General features: G+C 71.8%; 26 protein-coding genes. 11 read left to right on the top strand and 15 right to left on the bottom strand.

Annotated elements, in window-relative coordinates; all coding sequences use genetic code 11:
- Positions 1-161: 161 nt before the first annotated feature.
- Positions 162-467 (bottom strand): WXG100 family type VII secretion target, encoded by a 306-nt coding sequence (locus ACIOHC_RS07960; protein WP_401841929.1) that lies wholly within the window; start codon positions 465-467, stop codon positions 162-164.
- 14 nt (positions 468-481) lie between these two features.
- A complete protein-coding gene (locus ACIOHC_RS07955; protein WP_401842184.1) occupies positions 482-883 on the bottom strand; it encodes a WXG100 family type VII secretion target in 402 nt (133 codons plus the stop codon).
- Between the two features lie 213 nt (positions 884-1096).
- Here ACIOHC_RS07955 and ACIOHC_RS07950 point away from each other — a divergent pair, with 213 nt between their 5' ends.
- Positions 1097-1984, top strand: coding sequence for an NAD(P)H-binding protein (locus tag ACIOHC_RS07950; protein ID WP_365691126.1), 888 nt, complete (start codon positions 1097-1099; stop codon positions 1982-1984).
- A gap of 39 nt (positions 1985-2023) precedes the next feature.
- Here ACIOHC_RS07950 and ACIOHC_RS07945 read toward each other — a convergent pair whose 3' ends face one another.
- Positions 2024-3031 carry an AraC family transcriptional regulator gene (locus tag ACIOHC_RS07945; RefSeq protein ID WP_351072533.1) on the bottom strand — a complete coding sequence of 336 codons (1008 nt, stop codon included), beginning with the start codon at positions 3029-3031 and terminating at the stop codon, positions 2024-2026.
- Between the two features lie 338 nt (positions 3032-3369).
- Here ACIOHC_RS07945 and ACIOHC_RS07940 point away from each other — a divergent pair, with 338 nt between their 5' ends.
- Positions 3370-3744, top strand: coding sequence for a PadR family transcriptional regulator (locus ACIOHC_RS07940; RefSeq protein ID WP_351072535.1), 375 nt, complete (start codon positions 3370-3372; stop codon positions 3742-3744).
- Positions 3741-4337, top strand: coding sequence for an HAAS signaling domain-containing protein (locus tag ACIOHC_RS07935; RefSeq protein ID WP_401841925.1), 597 nt, complete (start codon positions 3741-3743; stop codon positions 4335-4337). Before ACIOHC_RS07940 ends, ACIOHC_RS07935 begins: the two co-directional genes overlap by 4 nt.
- Positions 4338-4546: 209 nt before the next feature.
- Here the strand turns inward: ACIOHC_RS07935 and ACIOHC_RS07930 are convergent, their stop codons facing one another.
- Complete coding sequence (locus tag ACIOHC_RS07930; protein ID WP_389636493.1) at positions 4547-5734, bottom strand: flavin-containing monooxygenase; 1188 nt, start codon at positions 5732-5734, stop codon at positions 4547-4549.
- 169 nt (positions 5735-5903) lie between these two features.
- Here ACIOHC_RS07930 and ACIOHC_RS07925 point away from each other — a divergent pair, with 169 nt between their 5' ends.
- Together ACIOHC_RS07925 and ACIOHC_RS07920 are read left to right on the top strand one after the other, a co-directional pair.
- The gene (locus ACIOHC_RS07925) at positions 5904-6356 is read left to right on the top strand and encodes a DoxX family protein (protein WP_351072541.1); all 453 of its coding nucleotides are present in this window, start codon (positions 5904-5906) and stop codon (positions 6354-6356) included.
- A gap of 2 nt (positions 6357-6358) precedes the next feature.
- On the top strand, positions 6359-6796 hold the full coding sequence (locus ACIOHC_RS07920) for a Zn-ribbon domain-containing OB-fold protein (protein WP_351072543.1): 438 nt from the start codon (positions 6359-6361) through the stop codon (positions 6794-6796).
- Position 6797: 1 nt separating this feature from the next.
- Here ACIOHC_RS07920 and ACIOHC_RS07915 read toward each other — a convergent pair whose 3' ends face one another.
- The 5 genes from ACIOHC_RS07915 to ACIOHC_RS07895 all read right to left on the bottom strand — a co-directional run bounded on the left by ACIOHC_RS07915 (position 6798) and on the right by ACIOHC_RS07895 (position 10992).
- Positions 6798-7388, bottom strand: coding sequence for a DUF1707 domain-containing protein (locus ACIOHC_RS07915; protein WP_401841922.1), 591 nt, complete (start codon positions 7386-7388; stop codon positions 6798-6800).
- Between the two features lie 34 nt (positions 7389-7422).
- Positions 7423-8007: a hypothetical protein gene (locus tag ACIOHC_RS07910; RefSeq protein ID WP_351072547.1), complete on the bottom strand. Its 585-nt coding sequence runs from the start codon at positions 8005-8007 to the stop codon at positions 7423-7425.
- 9 nt (positions 8008-8016) lie between these two features.
- The gene (gene htpX / locus ACIOHC_RS07905; RefSeq protein WP_351072549.1) at positions 8017-8928 is read right to left on the bottom strand and encodes a zinc metalloprotease HtpX; all 912 of its coding nucleotides are present in this window, start codon (positions 8926-8928) and stop codon (positions 8017-8019) included.
- 121 nt (positions 8929-9049) lie between these two features.
- Positions 9050-9760 (bottom strand): pyridoxal 5'-phosphate synthase, encoded by a 711-nt coding sequence (locus ACIOHC_RS07900; RefSeq protein ID WP_351072550.1) that lies wholly within the window; start codon positions 9758-9760, stop codon positions 9050-9052.
- Positions 9761-9822: 62 nt separating this feature from the next.
- The gene (locus tag ACIOHC_RS07895; RefSeq protein WP_401841918.1) at positions 9823-10992 is read right to left on the bottom strand and encodes a thiolase C-terminal domain-containing protein; all 1170 of its coding nucleotides are present in this window, start codon (positions 10990-10992) and stop codon (positions 9823-9825) included.
- 171 nt (positions 10993-11163) lie between these two features.
- Here ACIOHC_RS07895 and ACIOHC_RS07890 point away from each other — a divergent pair, with 171 nt between their 5' ends.
- Both ACIOHC_RS07890 and ACIOHC_RS07885 read left to right on the top strand, forming a co-directional pair.
- Positions 11164-12450, top strand: coding sequence for an acyl-CoA dehydrogenase family protein (locus ACIOHC_RS07890; protein WP_389636491.1), 1287 nt, complete (start codon positions 11164-11166; stop codon positions 12448-12450).
- The gene (locus ACIOHC_RS07885; protein ID WP_351072556.1) at positions 12450-12971 is read left to right on the top strand and encodes a nitroreductase/quinone reductase family protein; all 522 of its coding nucleotides are present in this window, start codon (positions 12450-12452) and stop codon (positions 12969-12971) included. The genes ACIOHC_RS07890 and ACIOHC_RS07885 overlap by 1 nt, the downstream gene beginning before the upstream one ends.
- A 279-nt stretch (positions 12972-13250) precedes the next feature.
- Here ACIOHC_RS07885 and ACIOHC_RS07880 read toward each other — a convergent pair whose 3' ends face one another.
- Positions 13251-13898, bottom strand: coding sequence for a TetR family transcriptional regulator (locus ACIOHC_RS07880; protein WP_351072558.1), 648 nt, complete (start codon positions 13896-13898; stop codon positions 13251-13253).
- 369 nt (positions 13899-14267) lie between these two features.
- Here ACIOHC_RS07880 and ACIOHC_RS07875 point away from each other — a divergent pair, with 369 nt between their 5' ends.
- Complete coding sequence (locus tag ACIOHC_RS07875; protein WP_401841914.1) at positions 14268-15179, top strand: VOC family protein; 912 nt, start codon at positions 14268-14270, stop codon at positions 15177-15179.
- Between the two features lie 163 nt (positions 15180-15342).
- Positions 15343-17718, top strand: a complete 2376-nt coding sequence (locus tag ACIOHC_RS07870; RefSeq protein ID WP_401842182.1) for a PQQ-binding-like beta-propeller repeat protein — start codon at positions 15343-15345, stop codon at positions 17716-17718.
- A gap of 99 nt (positions 17719-17817) precedes the next feature.
- On the opposite strand, the gene ACIOHC_RS07865 is transcribed toward ACIOHC_RS07870, so the two are convergent.
- Complete coding sequence (locus ACIOHC_RS07865; RefSeq protein ID WP_351072826.1) at positions 17818-18525, bottom strand: hypothetical protein; 708 nt, start codon at positions 18523-18525, stop codon at positions 17818-17820.
- Between the two features lie 159 nt (positions 18526-18684).
- On the opposite strand from ACIOHC_RS07865, the gene ACIOHC_RS07860 reads away from it, so the two are divergent.
- Positions 18685-19224 carry a hypothetical protein gene (locus ACIOHC_RS07860; RefSeq protein WP_351072828.1) on the top strand — a complete coding sequence of 180 codons (540 nt, stop codon included), beginning with the start codon at positions 18685-18687 and terminating at the stop codon, positions 19222-19224.
- 3 nt (positions 19225-19227) lie between these two features.
- On the opposite strand, the gene ACIOHC_RS07855 is transcribed toward ACIOHC_RS07860, so the two are convergent.
- Genes ACIOHC_RS07855 through ACIOHC_RS07845 form a run of 3 tightly spaced genes read right to left on the bottom strand, consistent with a single transcriptional unit; the run spans position 19228 to position 21602 of the window.
- On the bottom strand, positions 19228-20001 hold the full coding sequence (locus ACIOHC_RS07855; protein WP_401841912.1) for an enoyl-CoA hydratase/isomerase family protein: 774 nt from the start codon (positions 19999-20001) through the stop codon (positions 19228-19230).
- A gap of 6 nt (positions 20002-20007) precedes the next feature.
- Positions 20008-20448, bottom strand: a complete 441-nt coding sequence (locus ACIOHC_RS07850; protein WP_351072566.1) for an OB-fold domain-containing protein — start codon at positions 20446-20448, stop codon at positions 20008-20010.
- A 5-nt stretch (positions 20449-20453) separates the two neighbouring features.
- The gene (locus ACIOHC_RS07845; protein WP_351072830.1) at positions 20454-21602 is read right to left on the bottom strand and encodes a lipid-transfer protein; all 1149 of its coding nucleotides are present in this window, start codon (positions 21600-21602) and stop codon (positions 20454-20456) included.
- Positions 21603-21694: 92 nt separating this feature from the next.
- On the opposite strand from ACIOHC_RS07845, the gene ACIOHC_RS07840 reads away from it, so the two are divergent.
- The gene (locus tag ACIOHC_RS07840; protein ID WP_401841909.1) at positions 21695-23257 is read left to right on the top strand and encodes a FadD3 family acyl-CoA ligase; all 1563 of its coding nucleotides are present in this window, start codon (positions 21695-21697) and stop codon (positions 23255-23257) included.
- A 346-nt stretch (positions 23258-23603) separates the two neighbouring features.
- On the opposite strand, the gene ACIOHC_RS07835 is transcribed toward ACIOHC_RS07840, so the two are convergent.
- Positions 23604-23822 carry a hypothetical protein gene (locus tag ACIOHC_RS07835; RefSeq protein ID WP_376475215.1) on the bottom strand — a complete coding sequence of 73 codons (219 nt, stop codon included), beginning with the start codon at positions 23820-23822 and terminating at the stop codon, positions 23604-23606.
- Positions 23823-23853 lie beyond the last annotated feature (31 nt).

The raw sequence follows: 23853 nt of genomic DNA, 5'->3' as shown, positions 1-23853 counted from the left end.
CGAGGCCGAGTCCTCCTGGGAGATGTCCTTGCCGTAGGGGTCGGTGAGGCTCCCCGGCGAGGGCTGCGGAGTTGGTCCTGCCCCACTGGGTGACGGCGCAGAGGAGGCACCGCCGGATGAGGGAGGAGGGGTTGCCGGTGGAGAAGGCGAAGGAGTGGTCATCACGCAGCCCCCCAGCCTCGCAGGACGGCTCGGTGGGCCGCCACGTAGTTGGTGTGTCCGGTGACCACGATCTCGTGAAGCCACGCCTGGGCCGCCTGCAAGTCCTGTGCCGAGCGGTCCCACTTGTCGAGTTCGTCAACAAAGGTGCGCCGTGCCTCACCGTCCCAGGTCAGAACCACGTTCTCCGCGCGGTCGTACAGCAGAGTCAGCTTCTCATCGAGCTTTACGAGGATTTCTTCAAGGTCGGCGGACAGATTCCACAGAGTTGGAAAGTCGACTGCTATGTGGTCGTCGTCCGACGGCATGGTTCCCCCTGGTGTCACAAGTCGCTGAGGGCGCTTCGCCGATTCGACTGCTGCTGCGCCGAATCCAGGTTCGGGGTGGATAGTGTCCCGGCCTCTGCGGTCACATCCACGGAGCTCTGGGCACGCCGGAATTGGTCGAGTAAGTCCAACTCCTGTTCTGTGAAGCCGTCCTTGCTCAGCCTTACCGCTTTGCCAAGTATCTTGATGACCTCGCGGATTCTGACAGCATCCTCAGCGGCGCCCCGGTGAAGTTTGCGGTATGCCTTGGCGGTGGAGCCGCCCCAACCTGCCTCGATCGTGTCGACGATCGTGTCCATGCGCCTGATCTGTTTGGTCAGATGATCCTGCATGTCATCGAGGTCATCCGCCAGAGCGGTCAACTGGCTGCTGGTCACGCTGAGATCGGCTTGGTCCATCACGTTCTCCTGCCTTAGGCGGGTCAACATGGCGCAGTCGATGGCTGTGGCAGCCACACTAGGGATCGAACGGAAGGGGTACCCGTTCGTGTTCGGTAACCCCGACAGGTTGCGAATGCCCACTGCTTCCCGTTCCGGCGTCCGGACGCCCGGACATCCATTCCGGATTCCGGGACATGGTCGGTGGCCGGGGTGTCGGGACAGGCTTCCCGTATGACACAGAACGCACAGCAGACGCAGGAAGCACGGAACGCTCCGGGCCGGCCCGTACTCGTGATCGGCGGTACCGGGAAGACCGGGCGCAGGGTCGTGGACCGGTTGCGGGGGCAAGGGGTGGAGGCGCGGGTGGCGTCGCGGTCCGGGGAGACGCCGTTCGACTGGGACGACCGGGGGACCTGGGATGCGGCGCTGGAGGGGGCCGCGGCGGCGTACATCGTTCCGCTGGACCTGACTCCCTCCCGGACCCCCGCCCTGGTGGAGCGGGCCGCGGCGGCCGGGATCGGGCGGCTGGTGCTGTTGTCCGCCCGGGGTGTCGACGTGCCGGGGTACTTCGGGGACTCCTACGACGTGACCGGGCCGCATCTGGAGGGGGAGCTGGCGGTGCGGGCCTCGGGGGTGCCGTGGACGATCCTGCGGCCCGGCTGGTTCGCGCAGAACTTCAGTGAGGGGGTGTTCCTCGACGGGGTGATCAGTGGTGAGCTGGCGCTGCCCGCGGGGGACGGGGCCGCCGCGTTCGTCGACGCGGACGACATCGCGGACGTCGCCGTCGCCGCGCTCACCCGGCCCGGTCACGAGGGCCAGGTGTACGAGCTGTCCGGGACGAGGGCGCTCACCGTCGACGACGCGCTGGCCGAGATCGCGAAGGTCACCGGGCGGCGGGCCGCCTATGTCCCGGTCCCCGACGGGGAGTTCCGGGCCGGACTGGTCGCCCAGGGGATGGCCCCGGAAGAGGCGGTGCTGTGGACGGACGCGATGAAGCCGATCCGTACGAGCCAGGAGGCTCCGGTCGTCGACGGCGTGCGGCGTGCGCTGGGGCGCGAGCCGCGGGACTTCGGCGAGTTCGTGCGCAGGGCGGCGGACGCGGGCGCCTGGACCGGCTGAGCCCGGGGCGGGGATCGGACGGGCGGTGGGGGCGGGGCGTCAGCCTGCCGGGGACTCCCGGTCCGGCCCGCCCCGCGCCCCGGGCGCACGGCGGTACGCGCTCGGGCTGACGCTCCGGACCCGCTTGAACGCCGCGCTGAAACCGAACGCGTCGGCGTACCCCACCCGGCGGGCCACCGCCGCCACCGTCAGGTCCTGGCGGCTCAGCAGGTCGGCGGCGAGCGTCATGCGCCATTCGGTCAGATACGCCACCGGGCCCTCCCCGACCAGCTCCGTGAACCGCTTGGCGAACGTGGTCCGTGAGACCCCGGCGCGTGCGGCCAGCTCCGCCGTCGTCCACGGATGCGCCGGGTCCTCGTGCAGGGCGCTCAGGGCCGGGCCCGCGATCTCGTCGCCGAGGGCGTGGTACCAGGCGGGCGGGGCCGCCTCCGGGCGGTCGAACCAGTCACGGAGCGTGCACACCAGCAGCCAGTCCAGCAGCCGGTCCAGCACGATCTGCCGACCCGGCCGTGGCCCGCCGATCTGCGTCTCCAGATAGTCGCGCAGCGGTGAAAAGTCCTCTTCGTCCGGCACGACGAGCACCGGTGGAAGGACCCGGAGCAGCCGCTGCGGGACCTCGGCGTGCACGTCGTAGGCGGCGGCCAACAGGACGGTGGGGCCGCCGAGTTCGTCCGGCGGCGCCGGTTCTTTTCCGGGGCCGGTGCCCCAGCGCACCTCGTGCACGGACGCGCCCGGTTCCGGGCCCGTATCCGTGGCCGGTGCGTCGGTGAAGACGAAAGGGGCCGGGCCCCGCACGATCGCGGCCTCGCCGGCCCGCACCCGGCGCGCGGCGAGATCACCGTTGCCGTTGCCGTCCGTCCCGCCCTTGCCGGCGCCGTCCCCTCCGCCGCCGTCCGGGACGATCCACCCCTCGCCGCGCAGCGGCATGCACAGGGTCAGATAGGCGCCGTCCGTGAACCTCAGCGACCACGGTGGATACAGCACCGAGCGACCGAAGAGCGACCCCTTCCCCCGCACGCCACGCAACAACTCGTCGAACACGTCCATGCGGCAACGGTACGCAGACGGGGCGGCGAACGGGGCGGCGGACCGAGCGGACGCCCCGCCGCACAGCCCCGCCGTACCACCCCTCGCCGATCTCGAACGTCCAATCAGTAGGCCGGAGTTACGGCCGCCGTTCGCCGTCTTCGGCCCATCCCTGGGGAACCCGGCGAGCGAGGAGGCTTTTGAGCTGTTTCCGATCTGCGGGTTTGTCGGAGCCACCCGTCTCATCGCGGCCCGGTGACGACCCGGAAGGCCGTAAGTGCCGGCGCCACCGGACTGATGGGTCAAGGGGTTTCGCGTCCTCTTCCCATCTGCTTGCCCCACCAGGTATCTTGCATTGCATGGAACCAAGCGATTCGGCCAGGCAGGCCCGGGCAGCCGCCCAGCTGCGCAAGGGTGTCCTGGAGTACTGCGTACTCGCCCTGATGCGGGACCGCCCCCGCTACGGCGTGGAACTCCTCCATGCCTTGGAGGACTCCGGTGCCCTGGCCACCAGCCAGGGCACGGTCTACCCGCTGCTGTCCCGGCTCCGCCGCGACGACCTGGTCACCACCACCTGGCAGGAGTCCGCCTCCGGCCCACCCCGTCGCTACTACGCGCTCACCGACAGCGGCCGGGCCGCGCTCGACGAGTTCACCCGCGTCTGGCCCGGCTTCCGCAACGCCGTCGACACCTTCCTGACCACCCCGCACCCCGTTACCGGAGACCTCGCATGAAGACCTCTGCCGACCTTGTAAGCGACTACCTCTCCGCCGTCGAGCGCGAGGCCTCCGCGCTCCCCGCCGACCGTCGTCAGGAACTCCTCGCCGACCTCGCCGAACACATCGAGGTGACGCGCGCCGAACGCCCCGATGCCGTGATCGGCGAGGTCCTGGCGGAGCTGGGGGACCCCCGCACGATCGCGGCGACGGCGCTGGCCGAGGCGGGGAACGGGGCCGCCGGGGCCCCGGTCCGGAGCGGTGTCGACGCGCCCGCCGGGCGTGGCAAGGTGCATCCCCTGGTCCCGCTCCTGATGCTCACCCTCTCGCTGCCCTTCATGATGGTCTTCCCCGACCTCCCCGGGCCGCTGTTCGGCGTCCTGTTGCGCGTCACCGGCGCGGTACTTCTCTGCACCTCGGTGCACTGGGTCGCCGTCCAGAAGACCACCGGCGTACTGCTTGCCGCCGTCCTGCCGAGTGCCGTCATCGCCACCTGGAACCTGTCCGGCGGCGGCCCGGCGGGCGATGCCCCGGCCCTCCTGGCCAACCTGGCGATGCTCGTCCTGCTGGCCGGCACGGCAGCATGGCTCTGGCGGGTCCGCCGCGCCTGAGACGTTGTTTCCGCACCGGAGCCGGGCCGCTGCCGCGAGTGCCGATCCGACCCGATGGGGCCGCTCGGCCGGAAGGCCCGCGATATGCGATCCGCAAGGACTTCGTGCACGGCGAGGGCGTCACCATCGGTGAGCGGACGATCTCGACCGACGTGCTCCCGCGTTACGCCTGACGCCCGCGCGCAGGCCCCCGTCCGGCACTCGAGCGGTCAGCCCGTGCGGGACAGCCGCTTCGCGATCTTCCGTGCGTCCAGGGCCATTTCGCGGAACATGCCGCTGATCGGGTTGGTGAACCCGGTGAAGTACAGACCGGGTGCCTGCTTGGGCGTGCGGCCGCCGTGCACCACCGGTCTGCCCCTCGCGTCCAGTACGCCGAGGTGGCCGACCAGCCCCTCCAGGGCCCGGTGGTAGCCGGTCGCCGCGATCACCGCGTCCGGGGTGATCCGTTCCCCGTCGGCCAGCACCACCGCGTCCTGGTCGAACGACTCGACGGCCGCCACCGGCACCACCCGGCCGCCCCTCACCGCGTCGATCAGCCCCACGTCCTGCACCGGGATGGCGCCGTTCCTGACCCGTGAGTAGAGGCCGGTGTCCGGGCGTGGCAGCCCTTGCGCGGCGAGGTCGGGCACGGCGATGCGGGCCATCAGGCGACCGGCCCGGTCGACCAGCCGGACCGGCAGTCTGCGTACCAGGATGCCGGTCGCCTGGGCGGGCCAGCCCGCGGTCGAGCGGCGCACGATGTGCGGCACGGTGCGCACGGCGATCCGCACCCGGGACGCCCCGCCCTCCACCAGGTCGACGGCGAGCTCCGCACCCGTGTTGCCGATGCCGACGACGAGGACGTCCTTGCCCGCGAACGGAGCGGGGTTGCGGTAGTCGGAGGCGTGCACCAGGTCGCCGGTGTAGGTGGCGCGGCCGGACCAGTCGGGGATGCGCGGGGTGTGGTTGTAACCGGTGGCGACGACGACGGCCCGGCCGGTCAGCATCCGGCCGCCGGTCGCGGTCAGGTGCCAGCCCGCCCCGTCCGGGGTCCGGTCGATGCGGGACACCTCGACGCCGGTCACCACCTCCAGCCCGTGGTGCTCGACGTACTTGTCCAGGTAGCGCACCACATCGTCCCTGGCCACCCAGCGTCCGAACCGGCGCGGCATGGCGAGCCCCGGCAGTGCGGACCAGCGCCGGGTCGTGTGGAGGTGCAGCCGGTCGTAGTGACGGCGCCAGGACGCTCCGACGTTCGCCGACTTCTCCAGCACGATCGCCCGTACCCCCTGCTCGCGCAGGGCCGCGGCGGCGGCGAGACCGCCCGGACCGCCCCCGATGACGTACACGGGCCGGTCCTCGGTGAGGTCGGTGGGGGCCGGGTTGGGGCTACCGGCGGTAGGTGCGCTGTCGGACATGGTTCGGAGCGTAACCGCGCACTTGCTTGATGGGTCTCGGTCAAGACCGGAATCGGTTGCGAATGGATCACGGGTGTGCGCCTCCGGCGCACATTCCGCACGCCTCTTGCGTGAGCCGCCCCCATCAGGTGAACTGACGTACCGTCAGATTCAGTGACCGGGAGGTCCCATGCAGACGATCTGGCTCGGCGGAGCCGAGTGGCTCGCCGTTCTCCGGATAGGCCTCGGCCTGTGGTGGCTGGAGAGTTGGCGGCACAAGGACAAGAAGGGCTGGTTCGAACGTGGTACCGGGATCGCCTGGGCCGCGGACGTGGCGGGCAAGCACCGGTGGGCGGCCGTCCGCACCGGCTTCCGGCGGATCGTCGCCCCGCGCCCCAAGGCCATGGCCTACCTCGTCGTGTACGCCGAACTCGCCCTGGGAATCGGCCTGATCGCCGGATTCCTCACGCCCGTCGCCCTCGTCGCCGGGCTCCTGCTCAACCTCCTCTATCTCGTGCTGATGATCCACGACTGGGCCGAACAGGGGCAGAACGCGATGATGGCGCTCATCTCGCTCGTCGCGCTGTTCGCGATGTCCTGGCAGACCTGGTCCCTCGACGAAGCGATCGGATTCTTCCTGTGACCGTGGCCGCCGTACGTTTCGACCTCCCCGAGCCCGACGCCTTCACGCGCCCCTTCTGGGACGCCGCCGCCCGGGGGCAGTTGCTGCTGCGCCGCTGCCGCGCCTGCGGGCGCGCCCACCACTACCCCCGCGAGTTCTGCCCGCACTGCTGGAGCGAGGACGTCGCCTGGGAGCGGGCGAGCGGGGACGCCAGGCTGTACACGTGGTCCGTCGTCCACCGCAACGACCTGCCGCCGTTCGGCGCCCGCGTCCCGTACACCGCCGCCGTCGTCGACCTGGCCGAGGGACCGCGGATGATGACGGAGATCGTGGAGTGCGCGGAGTCCGGCCCGGCGATCGGCATGCGGCTCCGGGTCGCCTTCCGGCACGAGGCGGGCGGGGAGGCCGTCCCGGTCTTCCGGCCGTGGGGCGGCCCCGGCTTTGCCGCCCATCCGGCATGACTCAGCGCGACCTGCCGCGCCGCAGCTTCCACCGCTCCCACGCGCCGGGGTAGCGGACGATCACACCGCCCATGCCGGCCGTGCCGGTGACCCGGATCAGCGGGGCACCCGGGAGCCGTTCCGCCGTGGTCCGGTCCTTGACGCCGCCCATGGCGGGATCGACCTCGTCGGTCTCCGCGACCCAGCCCGCGGGGATGGTGATCCTGATCCCGCCCATCTGTCCGTCGACCTTCAGTCCGATCTCGCGCAGCCGGCATTCGGTCTGCGTGAAGTCGAGCCTGGCGCCGCCCATGCCGCCGTCCACATCGATGTGCGCGGGCACCGTCCAGCGCCCGGTGCGTGCCGTGCCGTGGACACCGCCCCTGAGGATCAGCGGCTTCCCCTCGTCCTGCGGCGCGGGCCCCAGGTCGGCGGTGAGGGGCGCCAGCTCGGCGTAGGTCTTGGCGACCAGCGCCTCGCCCAGTCGCGTGTCCAGCTCGTCGAGGTCGATACGGCCCTCGGCCGCGGCCTCCCTCAACCGGTCCACCACCGCTTCGCGGTCGGCGTCGGACGCGCGCTGCCCACCGGCGGGGGCGGGGTACTTGGCAGTCATGTACCTGATGATACGGACGGGTTCGGTGTCCGGCTCACAATCCGGGCGCCCCCCACACCGGGAACCATCGGGCCAGGTCCTTCTCCATCCGGAGGTCGTCCCCGAGCACCGCTCTGACCTGCAACTCCAGCTGGTTGTCCCGTTTCTCGACGCCGCCGGGCAGGGGAGCGAACGGATAGAACGTGCCGCGCTTGTAGAGATAGACCAGGGCGAGCGGACGCTCCCGCGCGTCCCGGAAGCCGATCAGCGAGCAGAGCAGCTGCGGCCCGAAACCGCCGTCCTGGAGCAGAGTGTTGACCGCGTGCAGATCGTTGACCAGGGAGGCCGTGTCATCGGCCGGCTGACGGGCGAGCAGCCAGGTGTAGCCATAGGTGTCCTGGCTGAACTCCACCGGGATGCCGCCCCGGTCGGTGTCGGCGTCGAGCAGTTCGCGCACGTCCTGCTGGATCCGGGCGAAGGTGCCGCCCTCGACGCCCGCGAAGCAGACCGAGCCGAGACCGGTGGGGGTGAAGCCGGCGCCCGCCTGGAGCGTGAGCGCGGCGGAGGGCACGGCGAAGAGCTGGTCGAGGTCGGGGCGGACCGGCTTGCTGCGGCCCAGGATGGTGTCGAGAAGACCCATGGACGTTCCTTACGGGCGGGCGAGATCGGCGGAGATGCGGGCCAGTTGGTCGAGGCGCTGTTCGAGGGTCGGGTGGGAGGAGAGCAGTCGGCTCAGGCTCTCCTTGGAGGAGAACGCGGGCATGAAGTAGAAGGCGTTGTACGGCTCCGCCTTCCGCAGGTCCTCGGTCGGGATGCGGGCCATCTGGCCGCTCACCTTCGTGAGGGCGGAGGCGAGCGCCGAGGGGCGCCCGGTGAGCAGGGCGGCGGTGCGGTCGGCGGAGAGCTCGCGGTAGCGCGAGAGCAGCCGGGTGAGCAGGAAGCTGAGGCAGTACACGACCGCGCTGGCCAGCGGGATGAGCATGATCGCGATACCGACGGGGTCATTGCTCCGGCTGTTGCGGGACAGGCCACCCCACAGGGCGACCCGGGTGATGATGCCGGCGAGCACACCGAGGAACGAGGCGATCGTCATGACGGCGACATCCCGGTGCGCGACGTGCGACATCTCGTGCGCGAGCACGCCCTCCAGCTCCTCCGGCTCCAGTCTGCGGAGCAGACCGGTGGTGGCGCAGACGAGGGCGGTCTTCTCGTTCCGGCCGGTGGCGAAGGCGTTCGGCACATCGCTCTGGGCGATCGCCACCCGGGGCTTGGGCATGTCGGCCAGCGCGCAGATACGGTCGACGGTGCCGTGCAGTTCCGGGGCCTCCTCGGGGGTGACCTCCCGGGCGCCCATGCTGAACGCCGCGATGCGGTCGCTGAACCAGAACTGCATGATGAACATGCCGCCCACCAGGATCAGAATGATCGGCCAGGCGCCGCGCAGCACCGCGAGCAGCACGCCCACCAGGACCACGTACAGGAGTCCGATCAGGAACATGGTGGTCACCATGCGTGTGGTCAGCCCGCGGTCGGCGGCGTAACGGGAACGGGTTCGGCTCATCGGTGCCTCCAGTCCTCACCTGTCTCCACTTGTCTTCACCTGTCTTCACCTGTCTCCCATAGTGCTCCTTTGCTGTCTCAACCGAATAAAACGCCGCCCCGGCAGGCCGCCGGGACAGCCCTCAGGGCCAGAGCAGCTCCCGCGTCCAGCCCGCGCCGTCCCGGCGGTAGCGCAGCCGTACGTGGCGTCGCTCCGCGTCGCCCTGGAAGAACTCGACCTCCTGGGGCTCGACCACGTACCGCGTCCAGCTCGCGACCTGCGCGTCCGGCTCGGCCCGCGCCCGCTCCCAGGCGGCGTCGGCGGTCCGGGCCAGCTCCGCCCGCGAGCCCAGCACCTCGCTCTGCGCCCCGGTCAGCGCCGCGGCGAGGGCCCCGGTCGAGCGGGCGTGCAGATCGGCCAGGCTCTCCGCCCGGCTCGTCTCGGTCACCGGCCCCCGCACCCGCACCTGCCGCCCCTGCACCGGCCAGTAGAAGGCGAGCGCGGCGTGCGGGCGGGCGGCGAGCTGGCGGCCCTTGGCGCTGGTGCGGTGTGTGGCGAAGTGCCAGCCGCGCTCGTCCGCGTCGTGCAGCATCAGCGTCCGCACGTCGGGGCGGCCGTCGGCGTCGACGGTGGCCAGCGACATCGTGTGCGGCTCGGTCTGCCCGGCGGCCACGGCCTCGGCGAACCAGGCGCGGAAGAGGGGCAGCGGGGCGGGGGGCGCGGTGTCGGGGTCGAAGGAGGGAAGGTCCACGTCCCAGACCCGCTGGGCGTGGAGCAGGTCCAGGAAGCTCTGCTGTGCGTCGGTCCCCTGCGTGTCGGTCCCCTGTCCGTGGGGCCTGTGTACGTCGCTCATGGCCCTATTGCAGCGCATGGGGCTTGAAGGAGCGCTCACGGTCGTCGCGGTGGGCGAGGCCGTCACCCCCGCCCCAGCACCACCGTCCCCGACGAGCAGAACCAGCCGCCCGTCCCCGACGCCACCGCCAGCTCGGGCAGCCGGCCGCCGGCCCTGCGCACCTGGCGCTCGCCCGCCTCGCCGCGCAGTTGCCGTACCGCCTCCACCAGCAGGAACAGCCCGCGCATCCCGGGGTGGCAGGCGGACAGGCCGCCGCCGTCGGTGTTGACCGGCAGTTCGCCCGTCAGGCCGGTCCGGCCCTTCTCCACGAACGCGCCGCCCTCGCCCTTCGCGCAGAACCCCAGGTCCTCCAGCGTCACCAGCGTCATGTAGGTGAACGCGTCGTAGATCTCGGCGAGGTCGATGTCCGCGGGCCGCACCCCGGCCCGTTCGAACGCCAGGTGGCCCGAGACCGCTGCGGGGGAGACCGTGAAGTCGTCCCACTCGGACATGGTGGAGTGCGAGGCGTGCTCACCCGTACCGAGGATCCACACCGGTTCCTTCGCCGTGTCCGGTACGTACTCCTCGGCGGCCAGCAGCACCGCGCAGCCGCCGTCGCTGCGGATGCAGCAGTGCAGCTTGGTGAAGGGGTCCGCGATCATCGGCCCCGACAGCACGTCGTCGACGGTGATCGGGTCGCGGAACATGGCGTCCGGGTTGGCCGCCGCGTTCGCCCGTGCCTGCACGGCCACCTCGGCCAGCTGCTCCAGGGTCGTCCCGTACTCGTGCATGTGGCGACGGGCGGCCATCGCGTACTTGGCGATCAGCGAATGCCCGTACGGCACCTCGAACTGGAGGGGGCCGCGCGCCCCGAAGGAGAGATTGGACGTACGGCGGCCCGCCCTGATGTCCGCGCGGGCCGTCGACCCGTACACCAGCAGTACGGCATTGGCGTGACCCGCCGCGATGGCGTCCGCCGCATGGGCCGCCATCACCTCCCAGGTCGAGCCGCCGACCGCGGTGGAGTCCACCCAGGCGGGTTTCAGCCCCAGATACTCGGCGACCTCCACCGGGGCGAGCGTGCCGAGTCCGGCGGAGCCGAAACCGTCGACGACGGACCGGTCCAGGCCCGAATCGGCGAGCGCCCGGCGGGCGGCCTGGGCGTGCAGGGCGTACGGCGTGGCCTCGTCGACGCGTCCGCAGTCGGCGAGGGATATGCCGACGACAGCGACCTTGCGGTGGGAAGAAGGCATGAATCTGACGGTACATCAGATTCGATGGGTGCGGACCGGTCGGCGGGCGGGATCTTCCCGGTCCCACCCGCGCCTCCCGTTGCGCGACTCTGGGCATCTCGTGGATTGACGCCTAGCATGACGGGCCGTCAGATCAGGGGTCGAAGGCCCCTGACGGGAAGGAGTCCGACGATGGATGCCGCCTTCACCGCGGAACAGGACGAGATCCGCCGCACCCTGCGCGAGCTGCTCGCCGAACGCCGCGGCCCCGCCGACGTCCGCAGCGCCGCGCGGACCGCCGACGGGTACGACGAGGCCCTGTGGTGTCAGCTCGCCCGGGATCCCGGACTGCCCGGACTCGCCCTCCCCGAGGAGTGCGGAGGCGCCGGACGCGGCCTCGCCGAGCTCGCGGTCGCCTGCGAGGAGACCGGTCGCGCCCTGCTGCCGTCGCCCCTGATCCCCACCGCGGCACTCGCCGCGCCCCTGGTCGTCGCGCTCGGCACCGAGGCCCAGCGCACCGCCCTGCTGCCGCGCATCGCCGCAGGCGGACTGACCGCGACCCTGGCCGTGCCCGGCGGCTCGCTCCCCACCGCGCTCGGGCTCACCGGTGACCCCACCGGCGGCGCCTGGGCGGGTGGCGGCCGGGCCGGCGGCGTACAGGCCAGGCCGGTCGGCGGCGCGGAGGGCTGGCGGCTGTACGGCGAGGCCGCCCAGGTCCTCGACGGGCACAGTGCGGGACTCCTCCTGGTCGCCGCCCACACCGGCGGCTTCCCGCGCAGCCGTACGCTCCTCTTCCTGGTCCGCCCGGACACGGCGGCCGGAGTCGTCCGCACCCGCCTGACCCCACTGGACGAGACCCGCCCGCTGGCCCGCGTCGAACTCCGCGACGCCGAGGCCGAACTGCTCGGCGCGGACGACACCGTGGACGTGACCGACGCTCTCGCCTCGGCCGGGGGCGGGGTCGCCGCCCTGCTCGCGGCGGAGGCGGTGGGGGCGGCGGCGGGTGCGCTGGAGCGAACCGTCGCACGCGTCAGGGCGCGCGAGCGGCCCGGCGGAGCGACCGGCTCCCCCCGCGCCGTGGAGCCCCGCCTCGCGGATCTGTACGTACGGGTGGAGGCGGCCCGCTCCGCCGCGTACTACGCGGCCTGGGAGCCGACGGCCGGGGGCCTCGCCCTCGCCCAGGCGCTGGAGGCGCTGCGGATCACCACCGGCGAGGCCGTTCAGCTGCCCGGCGGGACCGGTTTCGCCGGGGAGCACGAGGCACATCCGTACTTCAGGCGGGCCGCCGCCGACGAACTGCTCTTCGGCCCCGTTCACCGGCTCCGCGACCATGCGGCCCACCGGGCCGGGCTGTTCGCGCCGTCGAGCAGTGGGCGGGCGTCCGCCGGTGGGGTGTCCGCCGGTCGGGTGCCCGCCGAGCGGCCGTCCGGCGGCCCGGCGCCGTCCGCCTCCGGATCGGCCGAGCGGGTGGCGGTCTGATGGCGCCCGGCGTCCGGCTGGTCCAGAAGGTGTCCTCCACCCGCGCGTTCGCGAGGATCGCCCCGCACGTCGTCCCCGCCATGGACCGCGCGGTGCATCGGCTCACACGCGGAAAGGTGCTGCTCAGCGCCCAGATGCTGCCGGGGCTGATCCTGACGGTGCCGGGCGCGAGGAGCGGACGGCCCAGGACCACTCCGCTGGCCTGCATGCCGGAGAACGGGACGGAGCGGAGCTGGATCCTGGTCGGCAGCAACTTCGGCCGTACGGGGCATCCGGCCTGGACCGCGAATCTGCTGGCCGGCCCCGACCGGGCCGTCGTCAACTGGCAGGGCCGGGACATTCCGGTGCGCGCCACGCTGCTGCAGGGGGCGGAACGGGAGGCGGTGTGGCGGACGGCGCTGAAGTTCTGGCCGCCCTACGCGACGTACCAGGCGCGGGTCGAGCGGGAGATCCGGCTGTTCAGACTGGAGCGGCGGGACGACTCAGGGGCCGACGGGGCCGGCCGGGCCGACGGGGGCTGACCGGGCTGCACACGGCCGGACGCGGAAGCGATGGGTGGGGAAACGATGGGCGAGGAACGGTGCACATGGCGCCCGGTGCGGGGGAGCCGCCCGGTGGGGGGTGCGAAAACAGTTCGCGCAAAAGGCTGTTGGGGCGATCCGTGGAACGGTCCGGGTGCACAGACGGCGGACCACGCATGCGGTCCGCCGTGTGTGAGACAGGACCTGGGGCGCCCGGAACGGCCGCGCGGTGCCCAGTGCGGGAGGTGGCCCGGTGCGCGTGGCGTCCCGGTGCCGGCGTTACTTCGTCGGCTTCTTGCCGGTGATGCCCAGATGAACCAACAGTGCGAGATTCGGCTTGAGTTCGGCCTGCTTCACGCCCCAGGTGGTGAAGCCCTTCTGATGCGAGGCGACCGCGGCCAGCATCGCGACCAGTGATCCCGACATCGCGGCGGCGCTGACGTCCTTGTCGACCTTGCCCTTGGCCTGGAGCTCCTTCACCGCGTCCGTAAGGGAGTTGGTGACCGAGTTCAGGATCTTCATGCGGATCTTGTAGAACCGCTTGTCGCCCTCGGCCGCCCCGAGGTCGACCACGCGCAGGATCGCGTCATGATGTCGCCAGAAGTCGAGGAACCCCTCGACGAGTTCTTCGGCGGTCTGCCAGCCGGCCTTGCCGACCCAGGAACGACCTGCGACCAGTTCGGTCAGTTCGGCGCCCTCCTTGGCCATTTCTTCGGCGATTTCGAGGACGGCGCCCTCGACGTCGGGGAAGTATTGGTAGAAGGTCGCGGGTGAAGTCCCCGCCTTCCGGGCCACGTCGATAACTTTGACGTCCCGGTACGGCGAGGAACTGAGCATCTCGCTGAGGCAGTCGAGCAGCTTCTGCCGCGTCGCCTGTCCGCGTCGACCGGCCACGCGGCCGTCGACGGTGCGTACTTGTCCTGTCATGCCGTCAGCTTACCGAGGGGTGATCGGAGCGCGATTCGGCCGACTGCAAATGGGGAGCGCCGCAGACGCGCCGGGGGGAGTGGCCGGATATCGACGCATGCGCCCCACAGGGGATAAGTGTTATCAACAGCCTGTGGATAACTTCGGTGGATAACTTTCCGTGACGCGGTGAGCAAGGAACTCTTCTGCCGGAAATGTGTTCGATGTGAACGGGTCGGGGGGCGGTGCGCGCCACCGGCGGTTACGTTTGCTGTGACGAGCGTCACCGTGGTGAATCGCGAGCGACCGGGAACGACCGCGGACAACTGCGAACAAACCGCGAACCGGCGGCGAACGACCGCGAACGACCGCGACGGAGGGACCGGGCCCATGGCCGCATTCGCGCAATCCGCGCCGTGCTGGGTGGACGTGCAGCTGCCCGACCTCGAAGCGGGCAAGCGTTTCTACGGTGAGCTGTTCGGCTGGACCTTCCGGGCCGGGGACGGCCCGTACGCGGACGCCTTCAGCGGCGGCAAGCTCGTCGCCGCACTCGTCGCCAAGCAGGACGGCCGGATGCCCACCGCCTGGGGGATCTACTTCGCCACCGACGACATCGTCGCGTCCGTCGCCCGCGTCAGGGAGGCGGGCGGCCAAGTGATCATCGACCCCGTGCGGGCCGGCCGGGCCGGAGCGGTCGCCCAGGCGGCCGACCCCGGCGGAGCGGTCTTCGGGCTCTGGCAGGCCGGTGACCGCGAGGGTTTCGAGAAGCAGAACGAACCGGTCTCCTTCTGCTGGACCGAGGTCCACACCCGGCACAAGGACCGCGTCGACGCCTTCTACGAGGAGGTCTTCGGCTTCCAGGGCACCGACCTCGGCACCTCGGGCGAGGAGGAATCCGGCGGGGGAGAACCCGGTGGGGGCGAACCGGGCGAGGACGAAGCCGGCGAGGAGGAGCCCGGTGGGGCCGGGCCCGGCGCGCCCCGGCCCGGCGCGGCGGAGTCCGGCCGCGACGTCGACTTCCGCATGTGGTCCCCGGCGGGTACGGAACCGGGACCGGACACCGCGGTCGGCGGGCGCAGCGTCATCACCGACGCCTTCCCGGCCGAGATGCCCAGCTACTTCCTCACCTACTTCGCCGTCGAGGACTGCAATGCCACCGCCGGACACGCCGTACGCCTCGGCGGCCGGATCTCGGCACCGCCCTTCGACATCCCGTACGGGCGGATGGCGGTCCTCCAGGACGATCAGGGTGCCGTGTTCGCCGTACTTCAGCCCCCTGTGTCCGGGAAGAGGGCAGAGTGAGCTGTGACACCCAGGTCCGCCCCCGGGTTCGCAACCAGGGCCTCAGCCAGGAACAATCGGGGTGCGCACCGCCGGGTGGTGCCCAGTGGTGAGACGCCGCACAGGGCGGGTTTTCGCGGGCTTCTGTTCCTGAGGCCCGTACGGGGAGGTGGCAGGGCAAGTGGTGGAGCAGCTGACGCAGCACGACCCGAGACGGATCGGCCCGTTCGAGGTGCTGGGACGGCTCGGGGCCGGTGGCATGGGGCTGGTCTATCTCGCCCGCTCGGCTTCGGGCCGGCGGGTGGCGATCAAGACGGTACGCACGGAACTTGCCGAGGACCAGCTGTTCCGGGTCCGCTTCACACGTGAGGTGGAGGCCGCTCGGGCCGTCAGCGGCTTCTACACGGCCGCGGTGGTGGACGCCGACCCGCGGGCCGCGGTGCCGTGGCTGGCCACCGCCTATGTGCCCGCCCCCTCGCTCGAAGAGATAGTGACCGAGTGCGGGCCCATGCCGGTCCAGGCGGTGCGCTGGCTGGCCGCCGGTATCGCCGAGGCGCTGCAGTCGATCCACGGTGCGGGGCTCGTCCACCGCGACATGAAGCCGTCGAACGTGCTCGTCGTCGAGGACGGCCCGCGGGTGATCGACTTCGGGATCGCGTCCGGGGTCTCCAACACCCGGCTGACCATGACGAACGTCGCCGTCGGCACGCCCGCCTACATGTCGCCCGAGCAGGCGCGGGACTCCCGCAGTGTCACCGGCGCCAGCGACATCTTCTCGCTCGGCTCGACGCTGGTCTTCGCCGCCACCGGGCATGCGCCGTTCCACGGTGGCAACCCCGTCGAGACCGTCTTCATGCTGCTGCGCGAGGGCCCCGATGTGGAGGGCCTGCCCGACGAGCTCCGGCCGCTGATCGAGTCCTGCATGCAGATGGACGCCGGGCTGCGGCCCACCCCGGCCGATCTGCAGGCCCAGCTCGCCCCGCACCTCTTCGCCTCCGGCGGCGACGACAGCGGTACGGCTTCGGCCTGGCTGCCGACCTCCGCCACCGCGATGATCGAGCAACGCCGCGGCGGAGGCCGCAAGCCCGCTGCTCCTGTCGCCCCGGCCCCGGTCCCGCCGCCGCCCCCGCAGCCGCCGGGCGCCGGCCGGGACACCGCCTGGCGCAGCGGCGGCGACCTGCGCTCCCCGGCCGCCGCGGCGGCGCAGCTGCCCGACGGGGGCGGTCCGGTACGACTGGCAGGCGCGAAGGTGCCCATCGGCCCCGGCCCGCGCGCCCAGGACGTCCGGGCCACCGCCACGGCCACCGCGGACGCCGGCCCCGCGACCGGCTGGGTGCGCCCGCCCACCGGGGCGAACGGCGCGGCGCCCGCCGCCCCGCTGCCCGCGCCCACGCACGCCCCCGAGGTCGCGCCGGCGGCCCCGGACCGCTGGCGGCCCTGGCGCTTCCGGATGTCCAACGACGTCTGGGGGACGCCCGTCGTCGCCGGAGACCTGCTCTACGTCACCTCGTTCGAGGTGCATGCCCTGGACGTGGGCAACGGGCGCCGCCAGTTCAAGACCCGGGACGTGGCCTGGGTGATGGCGGTGGAGGACGGCCGTATCCACGCGTCCGACGGGCCGTCGCTGTACGCCCTGGACGCGGCGACCGGCGCCGAGCGGTGGCGGCTGCAGACCGATGCCTGGGTGTACTCCCTCAAGGCGGACCGGGGCACCGTCGTCACCGGTACCCGGGGCGGTGGCGTCCAGGCGTGGGAGGCGTCCACGGGCGAGAAGCTGTGGGAGAGCGGTGGCGTACAGACCGACTTCGAGACGGCGGAGGCCGGCCCCGTCGTCCACGACGGCACGGTCTACCTCTGGCAGGACGCCCGGCTGCGCGCCGTCGACGCCCGTTCCGGCATCGAGCGCTGGTCGTACCCGATCGGCGACGCGGCCTCCTGCGGCGGGGTGCCGGTCCGGGTGACCGCGGCGGCGGACGGCTTCGTGTACGTCAGCGCGGGGGCCCGGGTCCTGGCCGTCGACACCGTGTCCGGCCATGTCCGCTGGCACTTCGAGTCGCCCGCCGTCTTCCTCTCGCCGCCCACGTTCGCACCGGGGCCCGCGGTCACCGGCGGCGGCGTGTACCTCGCCGATTACCTCGGCACGGTGTACGCGATCGACGCCTCGACGGGCAAGGACCGCTGGCGCATCGCCACGGAGGCCCGGCAGTCGACGGAGCCGGTCCTGGTGACGGGCGGGAACGTCCACGTCGGCAGCGGCAGCGCGCTGTACACGCTCGACGCGGTCACCGGCACCCCGAAGTGGCGGTTCGCGGCGGGCGGCGAGGTGGTGGGCGCCCCGGTGGTCGCCGACGGCCGGGTCCACTTCGGCTCCGCCGACCACGTCCTGTACACCCTGGACGCGGCGGGCGGCCAGCTCCGCTGGAAGCTGGCGACGGGCGGCGAGATCACGGGTTCGCCGGTGGCGCGGGGCGGTGTGGTGTACGCGTGCAGCAAGGACCGTTGCGTGTACGCGCTGGACGCGCTGAAGGGAACGGGCACGGGCAACCGGGCCCGGACGTAGCCGGGCGCCGCTCGCGGCCCGTTCCTCGGAGCCTCACTCGCGGCCCGTTCCTCGGAGCCTCGGAGCCTCAGGAGTTCAGGGCCTCGGTGGCGCGGGGCCTCAGGGGCGCGGGGGCCGGTCCGGGTCGGGGCCCTCGTCCGGTACGACGGGGTGCGGGGCCGTGTCCCGGTCCTCCGGTCCGGTCCCGGGCCGCCCGGCCGTGTCCCGGGTCCGTGGGCCCGGACCGCGGGCTCCCGGAGGAGGCCCCGTGTACAGGTCCGGCTCCGGTTCCGGCAGCGGGCTCGTCTGCACGGAGGGCCCCGGCTCCTGCGTCGGCGGCCAGGTGTCCGGGTCCTGCGAGCCGGGCGCGGCATACGGCCGGACACCGTCCTCGCGCGGGGCGCGGCGCCCACCGCCGCGCCGCCCCGACATCAACGCCGCACCCAACAGCAGCAGCACCCCGCCGCCCAGGGCTCCCGCCACCCCCCACTGCAGCCCGGAGCCGTTGCCCGAGACGGTCAGACTGCCCACCGACTGCCCCTGGCGCACCATCCACAGCACGGTGAACCCGAGCACCACCACGCCCGCGGCCGCCACCAGCAGCCGCGACCGCAACACCACCCCCACCACGGTCAGCAGGGCGGCGAAGAGAAAGGCGACCAGGATCGAGCCCAGCGGTCCGGGCCGGCTGCCGGTGATCCCGGTGAACAGTTCGTCGATCCGGTAATGACGCCCCGGACGGCCGTCGTACCAGTCTCGGAAGGGGCTCAGCACGGCGGCCGCCGCTCCTACGAGAGCGAGGACCGAGCCGAGGACGTTGCGGACCATCATCGGCCTCCTGCGTGTGCGCGGACCGGTGTCACGTATCGGCACCGCTCTCCGCCTCGACGCTACGCCTGGCCCCTGCCTCCCGCACCTTGCGCTACGGTGTCGCGCGGTCGTTCGACAACAGCAGAAATGGACAACAACACAAGGGGGGCTGCATCGATGATGCGGCAGCACATAAGGCTTTCCGCGGTACTGGTCGTGGTGGTACTCGCACTCACCGGCTTCTCGACCTCCAGCCACGGTGGCCGAAGCGGCAAGAGCAGGGGTTCGAGCGGCAGCGGCGGCGGCTGCTCCAACTCCGAGAAGAGCAACGGCGGCTACCACCACAGCGACTACGACGACAACGACGACTACGGTTCGTCGAGCGGCTCGTCCTCCGGCAACCAGGCGACGCCGCCCCCGAGCCTCACCGCCGCCGAGGAACCCCAGGTGTCAGTCATCCGCTGCGCCCGGCCCCGCAAGGGCAAGCGCAAGGCCGTCACCTTCTCCACCGTCCGGCTCATGGCGAACGCCGCCGGCTCGCACACCTACGAAGTCGATGTGCAGTTCCTCGACGCGCTGGGCAACCTCGTCACCACGGGCGATGCGGACGTGGACGCCGAGGACGGCGAGACCACGACCGTCACCGTGCGGATGGAGAGCCCGAGCAAGGTCTCCGAGGTGGCGAAGTGCGAGGTCGACGCCGAGCTGAGCCACTGACCCTCACCGTGTCCTGAACCCGTCGCGGCCCCGCCCCTGGAACATCTCGGCCTGCTGCTCCGGCGGCAGGTTCCCGAGCGCGATCAGGTGCGGGGCGTGGGCCATGGCCTGCGCCCTGGCCGCCTCCTTCGCGGACCACACCGCCCGGACCGTCCCCTGCACCGCCTCCGTCGGGTACGAGGCGATCACTCCCGCCGCCCGCAGCGCCGCCGCCACCGCATCGCCCGGCGCCGTCACCTCGCTCACCAGCCCGGTCTCGTAAGCCCGTTGGGCCGTGACCCGTTCGGCCGTGCCCATCAGGGACATCCGTGCCACCTCCCCGAACGGCATCCGCTGCGCCATGGAGATCGCCTCGTACGCGCTGACCATGCCGTACGTCGTGTGCGGATCGAAGAACGTCGCCTCCTTCGACGCGATGACGAACTCCGCCTCGCCCAGCAGATAGAACGCCCCGCCGCAGGCCATCCCCTCCACGGCCGCGATCACCGGCTTCCACAGGTCGTTCGCCTTGGGCCCGATCGCGATCAGCGGATCGTCGATCGTGTACGGGGACGAGGGCTGCGGCACCTCCACGCCCCGGTCGACGCCCGTGCAGAAGGCCCGGCCGCCCGCCCCGGTGACGACGACGGCCCTCACCCCGTCGTCGAAGCGGAACGCCCGCCAGGCGGCGCTCAGTTCGGCGGCCGTCGCCAGATCGATCGCATTGTGCTTCTCGGGCCGGTCCAGGGTGACGAGCGCGACCCCGGTCTCCTTGTCCGTCTCCGTCCGCAGGGCCATCGCCGCTCACCGCTCCAGCAGCCAGCGCACCAGGGTCACCCCGGAGGCGTCCGGGCAGAACACGACCCGCACCGGCGCCCCGATCCGCAGCCGCCCCGGATCGACCGAGTCCAGCGGGGCGTCCGGACCGCTCACCACATTCCCGACCAACCGGATCTCCGGGGCGTCGGCCAGCTCGACCACGACGGCGTTGTACGGGGCCTGTGCGGCGTACGCGGGCAGCAGCGGGGGATGCGGCAGCACGTACGACCAGACGCGACCACGTCCGCTCATCGGCCGCCACTCGCTCGCGAAGGACTGGCAGTGCGGGCAGCACGGCCGGGGCGGGAAGCGGAGCCTTCCGCACTCCGGGGCGGCGCAGGCCTGGACGCGCAGTTCGCCACGGGCCGCGTACTCCCAGAAGGGGGCGCCGTCCTCGTCCACGACGGGCAGCAGCAGAGCATCCATCCCGGTCAACTCCTCAGCAGTACGGCAGATGTGGGCACACCCTCGCCGGCGGTGACCAGGCACGTCCTGGCGTCCGGGACCTGCGCGGTGGAGACGCCGCGCAACTGCTTCACGCCCTCGTTGATGAGGTTGAAGCCATGCACATACGCCTCACTGAGCCCGCCGCCCCCGGTGTTGATGGGCAGCCGCCCGCCGCTCTCCAGCGCCCCGCCCTCGGTGAACGCCGCGCCCTCGCCGCGTCCGCAGAAGCCGTAGCCCTCCAGGGAGAGCGGAATGAGCGGGGTGAACGCGTCGTAGATCTGCGCGACATCCACATCGTCCGGGCCGAAGTCGGCCTGCTTCCACAGCTGCCGGGCGGCCGTCCACGCGGGTCCGGTGAGCGGGTCGTCGTTCCAGTAATTGACCATGCCGTGGTGCTGGGCGGGCAGCCCCTGGGCGACGGAGTGGATGTGGACGGGTTTCTGCCGGCAGTCGCGGGCCCGCTCCGCCGAGACGATGACGCAGGCCAGCGCGCCGTCCGTCTCCAGACAGTTGTCGAACAGACAGAGCGGCTCGCTGATCCAGCGCGAGGTCATATACATGTCGCGGGTCAGCGGTCGCTCGTACATCACCGCGTCCGGGTTCTGGTTGGCGCGGTTGCGGCAGGCGAGGGCGACGTTGAAGAGATGGTCGCGGGTCGCTCCGTACTCGTGCATGTAACGCCGGGCCAGCATCCCGATCTCGTCGGCCGGCCGCAGCAGCCCGTACGGACGGGTCCACTGGGCGGGGGTGGGCAGTTGCACGGCGGTGTTCTTCCAGGGCCGGGGCCCCGACCCCCGCTTCCGCGACCGCCAGGCGACGCCGACGCTCGCCTGCCCGGTCGCCACGGCGGCGGCGAGATGCGCGATCGTCGCGCACGAGCCGCCGCCCCCGAATCCCACCTTGCTGAAGAAGGTCACATCGCCCGCCCCGATGGCCTTGGCGATCTCGACCTCGTCGGTCTCCTCCATCGTGTACGAGGCGAAGGCATCCACCTCCGAGGCGGCGATGCCCGCGTCGTCGAGCGCCGCGACGATGGCCCGGCAGGCCAGTGTCTTCTCGGATTCGGGCAGTTGTTTCGCGAAGGCCGTCTGTCCTATGCCGGCTATCGCTGTCACGTCCTTGAGCGCCGCCACCGCCACCTCCGAGGCCGTCGTCACTGCTGACAGCGGCTGAGGCTACAGCTAATCTGACGGATAGTCAGCTACTGCGTCAGAGAGGGCGAGCGATGCGCGGCGACGAGGAATGGGGCAGCATCCCGAAGCTGATACGGACGGCGGCGCGACGGTACGGGGACCGGGAGGCGGTCGTCGAGGGCCGCACGCGGATCTCGTACGCCGAACTCGGCCACCGCGTCGAACGCGCCGCCGCCGCATGCATGGCCTCGGGGGTCGAGCCGGGCGACCGGGTGGCGGTCTGGGCCCCGAACACCCTGGACTGGATCGTCTCCGCACTCGGCGCCGTCACGGCCGGAGCGGTGCTCGTCCCCCTCAACACCCGGTTCAAGGGCACGGAGGCGGCGTACATCCTGGAACGCAGCCGGGCAAAACTGCTCTTCGTCACCGGCACCTTCCTCGGTACGTCGTACGTGGCGTCCCTGCGCCGGGCCGACGTACCGCTCCCGCACCTGGAACGGGTGGTGGTGCTGGCGGACAGCGCCCCCGACGACTACGTCACCTGGAAGGACTTCCTCGCGGCGGGGGAGGGGGTGTCCGGAGCGGCGGTACGCACCCGCGCCGACGCGATCGCCCCCTCGGCCCCCTCCGACATCATCTACACCTCGGGCACCACGGGCCGGCCCAAGGGTGCCGTCATCACCCACGCCCAGACCCTGCGCTGCTACGCGATCTGGAGCGAACTGGCGGACCTGCGCGAGGGCGACCGCTATCTGATCGTGAACCCGTTCTTCCACACCTTCGGCTACAAGGCGGGCATCATCGCGTGCCTGATGCGGGGCGCCACGATGGTCCCGCAACCGGTGTTCAACGTGGACACCGCCCTGGCCAACATCGCCGCCGAACGCATCTCGGTCCTGCCGGGCCCGCCCACCCTCCACCAGTCCCTGCTGGACCACCCGGCCCGGCGCGCCCACGACCTCTCCGCCCTCCGCCTGGTGGTGACGGGCGCGGCGGTGGTCCCCCTGCAACTGGTGGAACGCCTGCGCACGGAGCTCGGCATAGCGACGGTCCTCACCGCGTACGGTCTCTCCGAGGCGAGCGGCATCGTCACCATGTGCCGCCGCGGCGACCCGCTGGAGACGATCGCCTCGACGTCGGGCCGGGCGATCCCGGGTACGGAGGTCCGCGTCCTGGCCGCCCCCGGCACCCCCGGCGAGGTGCTGGTCCGCGGGTTCAACGTGATGCGGGGCTACTTCGAGGACCCGGGGACCACGGCCGCCGCGATCACCTCCGACGGCTGGCTCCACACCGGGGACATCGGCGTCCTCGACGAGAACGGCAACCTCCGGATCACCGACCGGATCAAGGACATGTTCATCGTCGGCGGCTTCAACGCGTACCCCGCCGAGATCGAACAGCTCCTCGGCCTGCACCCGGACGTGGCCGACGTGGCGGTGATCGGCGTCCCGGACCCCCGATTGGGTGAGGTGGGCAAGGCGTACGCGGTCCGCAGACCGGGCGCGACGGTGACGGCCGAGGACCTGATCGCCTGGTCGAGGCGCGAGATGGCGAACTACAAGGTCCCGAGGGCGGTGGAGTTCGTGACCGAGCTGCCGCGCAACGCGAGCGGCAAGGTGGTGAAGGGGGAGCTGCGGGGGCGGGCAGGGTCCTGACGGCTCAACGGCGAGCCGGGGCTCCGGACCGGAAGCCCCAGGCAGTGTGCGGATTCGACGAGGCGCTTGTCGTAGGCCACGAATGCGGTGAGTGCCTGCCCAGCCCCTGTGCGGCGGCCAGATGCAGAGCATCCAGGGAACGGAGCCCCTCAGGTACGTCAGTGCGAGGAGCGAGGCCGGTTCGACGAGCGGGATGCGGGCGCGGTGTCGCACGGGCGTACGGCCCGAGGCCCGCATCGGATACGCGAGGAGGGGCGCTCGGAGATCCGGACATGAAAACAGCGGCCGCGACGGCTCCCCCTCCGCGCCGCCGCGGCCGCTCCCCCGTACCCCGTCGATTGCAGTATCAGCGGGGATCCGCCCCGGTCATGTGGCTGTCCAGCGGCTTGATCTCGGGCTCGCCCGTCATGTGGCTGTCCAGCGGCTTGACCTTGGGCTCGATGGTCATGTGGCTGTCCAGCGGCTTGATCTCGGGCTCGCCCGTCATGTGGCTGTCCTCGGGCTTGGAGTCACCCGCTGTACCGGACGTCTGCGCCGGCACCTGGATCTTCTTGTCGTCGCTCATGTCGTGAACTCCATTACTTGCTGCATGGATA

This window comes from Streptomyces sp. NPDC088252 (genome assembly GCF_044740965.1).
Lineage (GTDB): Bacteria > Actinomycetota > Actinomycetes > Streptomycetales > Streptomycetaceae > Streptomyces.
Note: the sequence above shows the minus strand (reverse complement) of the source record. Positions and strands in the feature narration are given on the sequence as shown.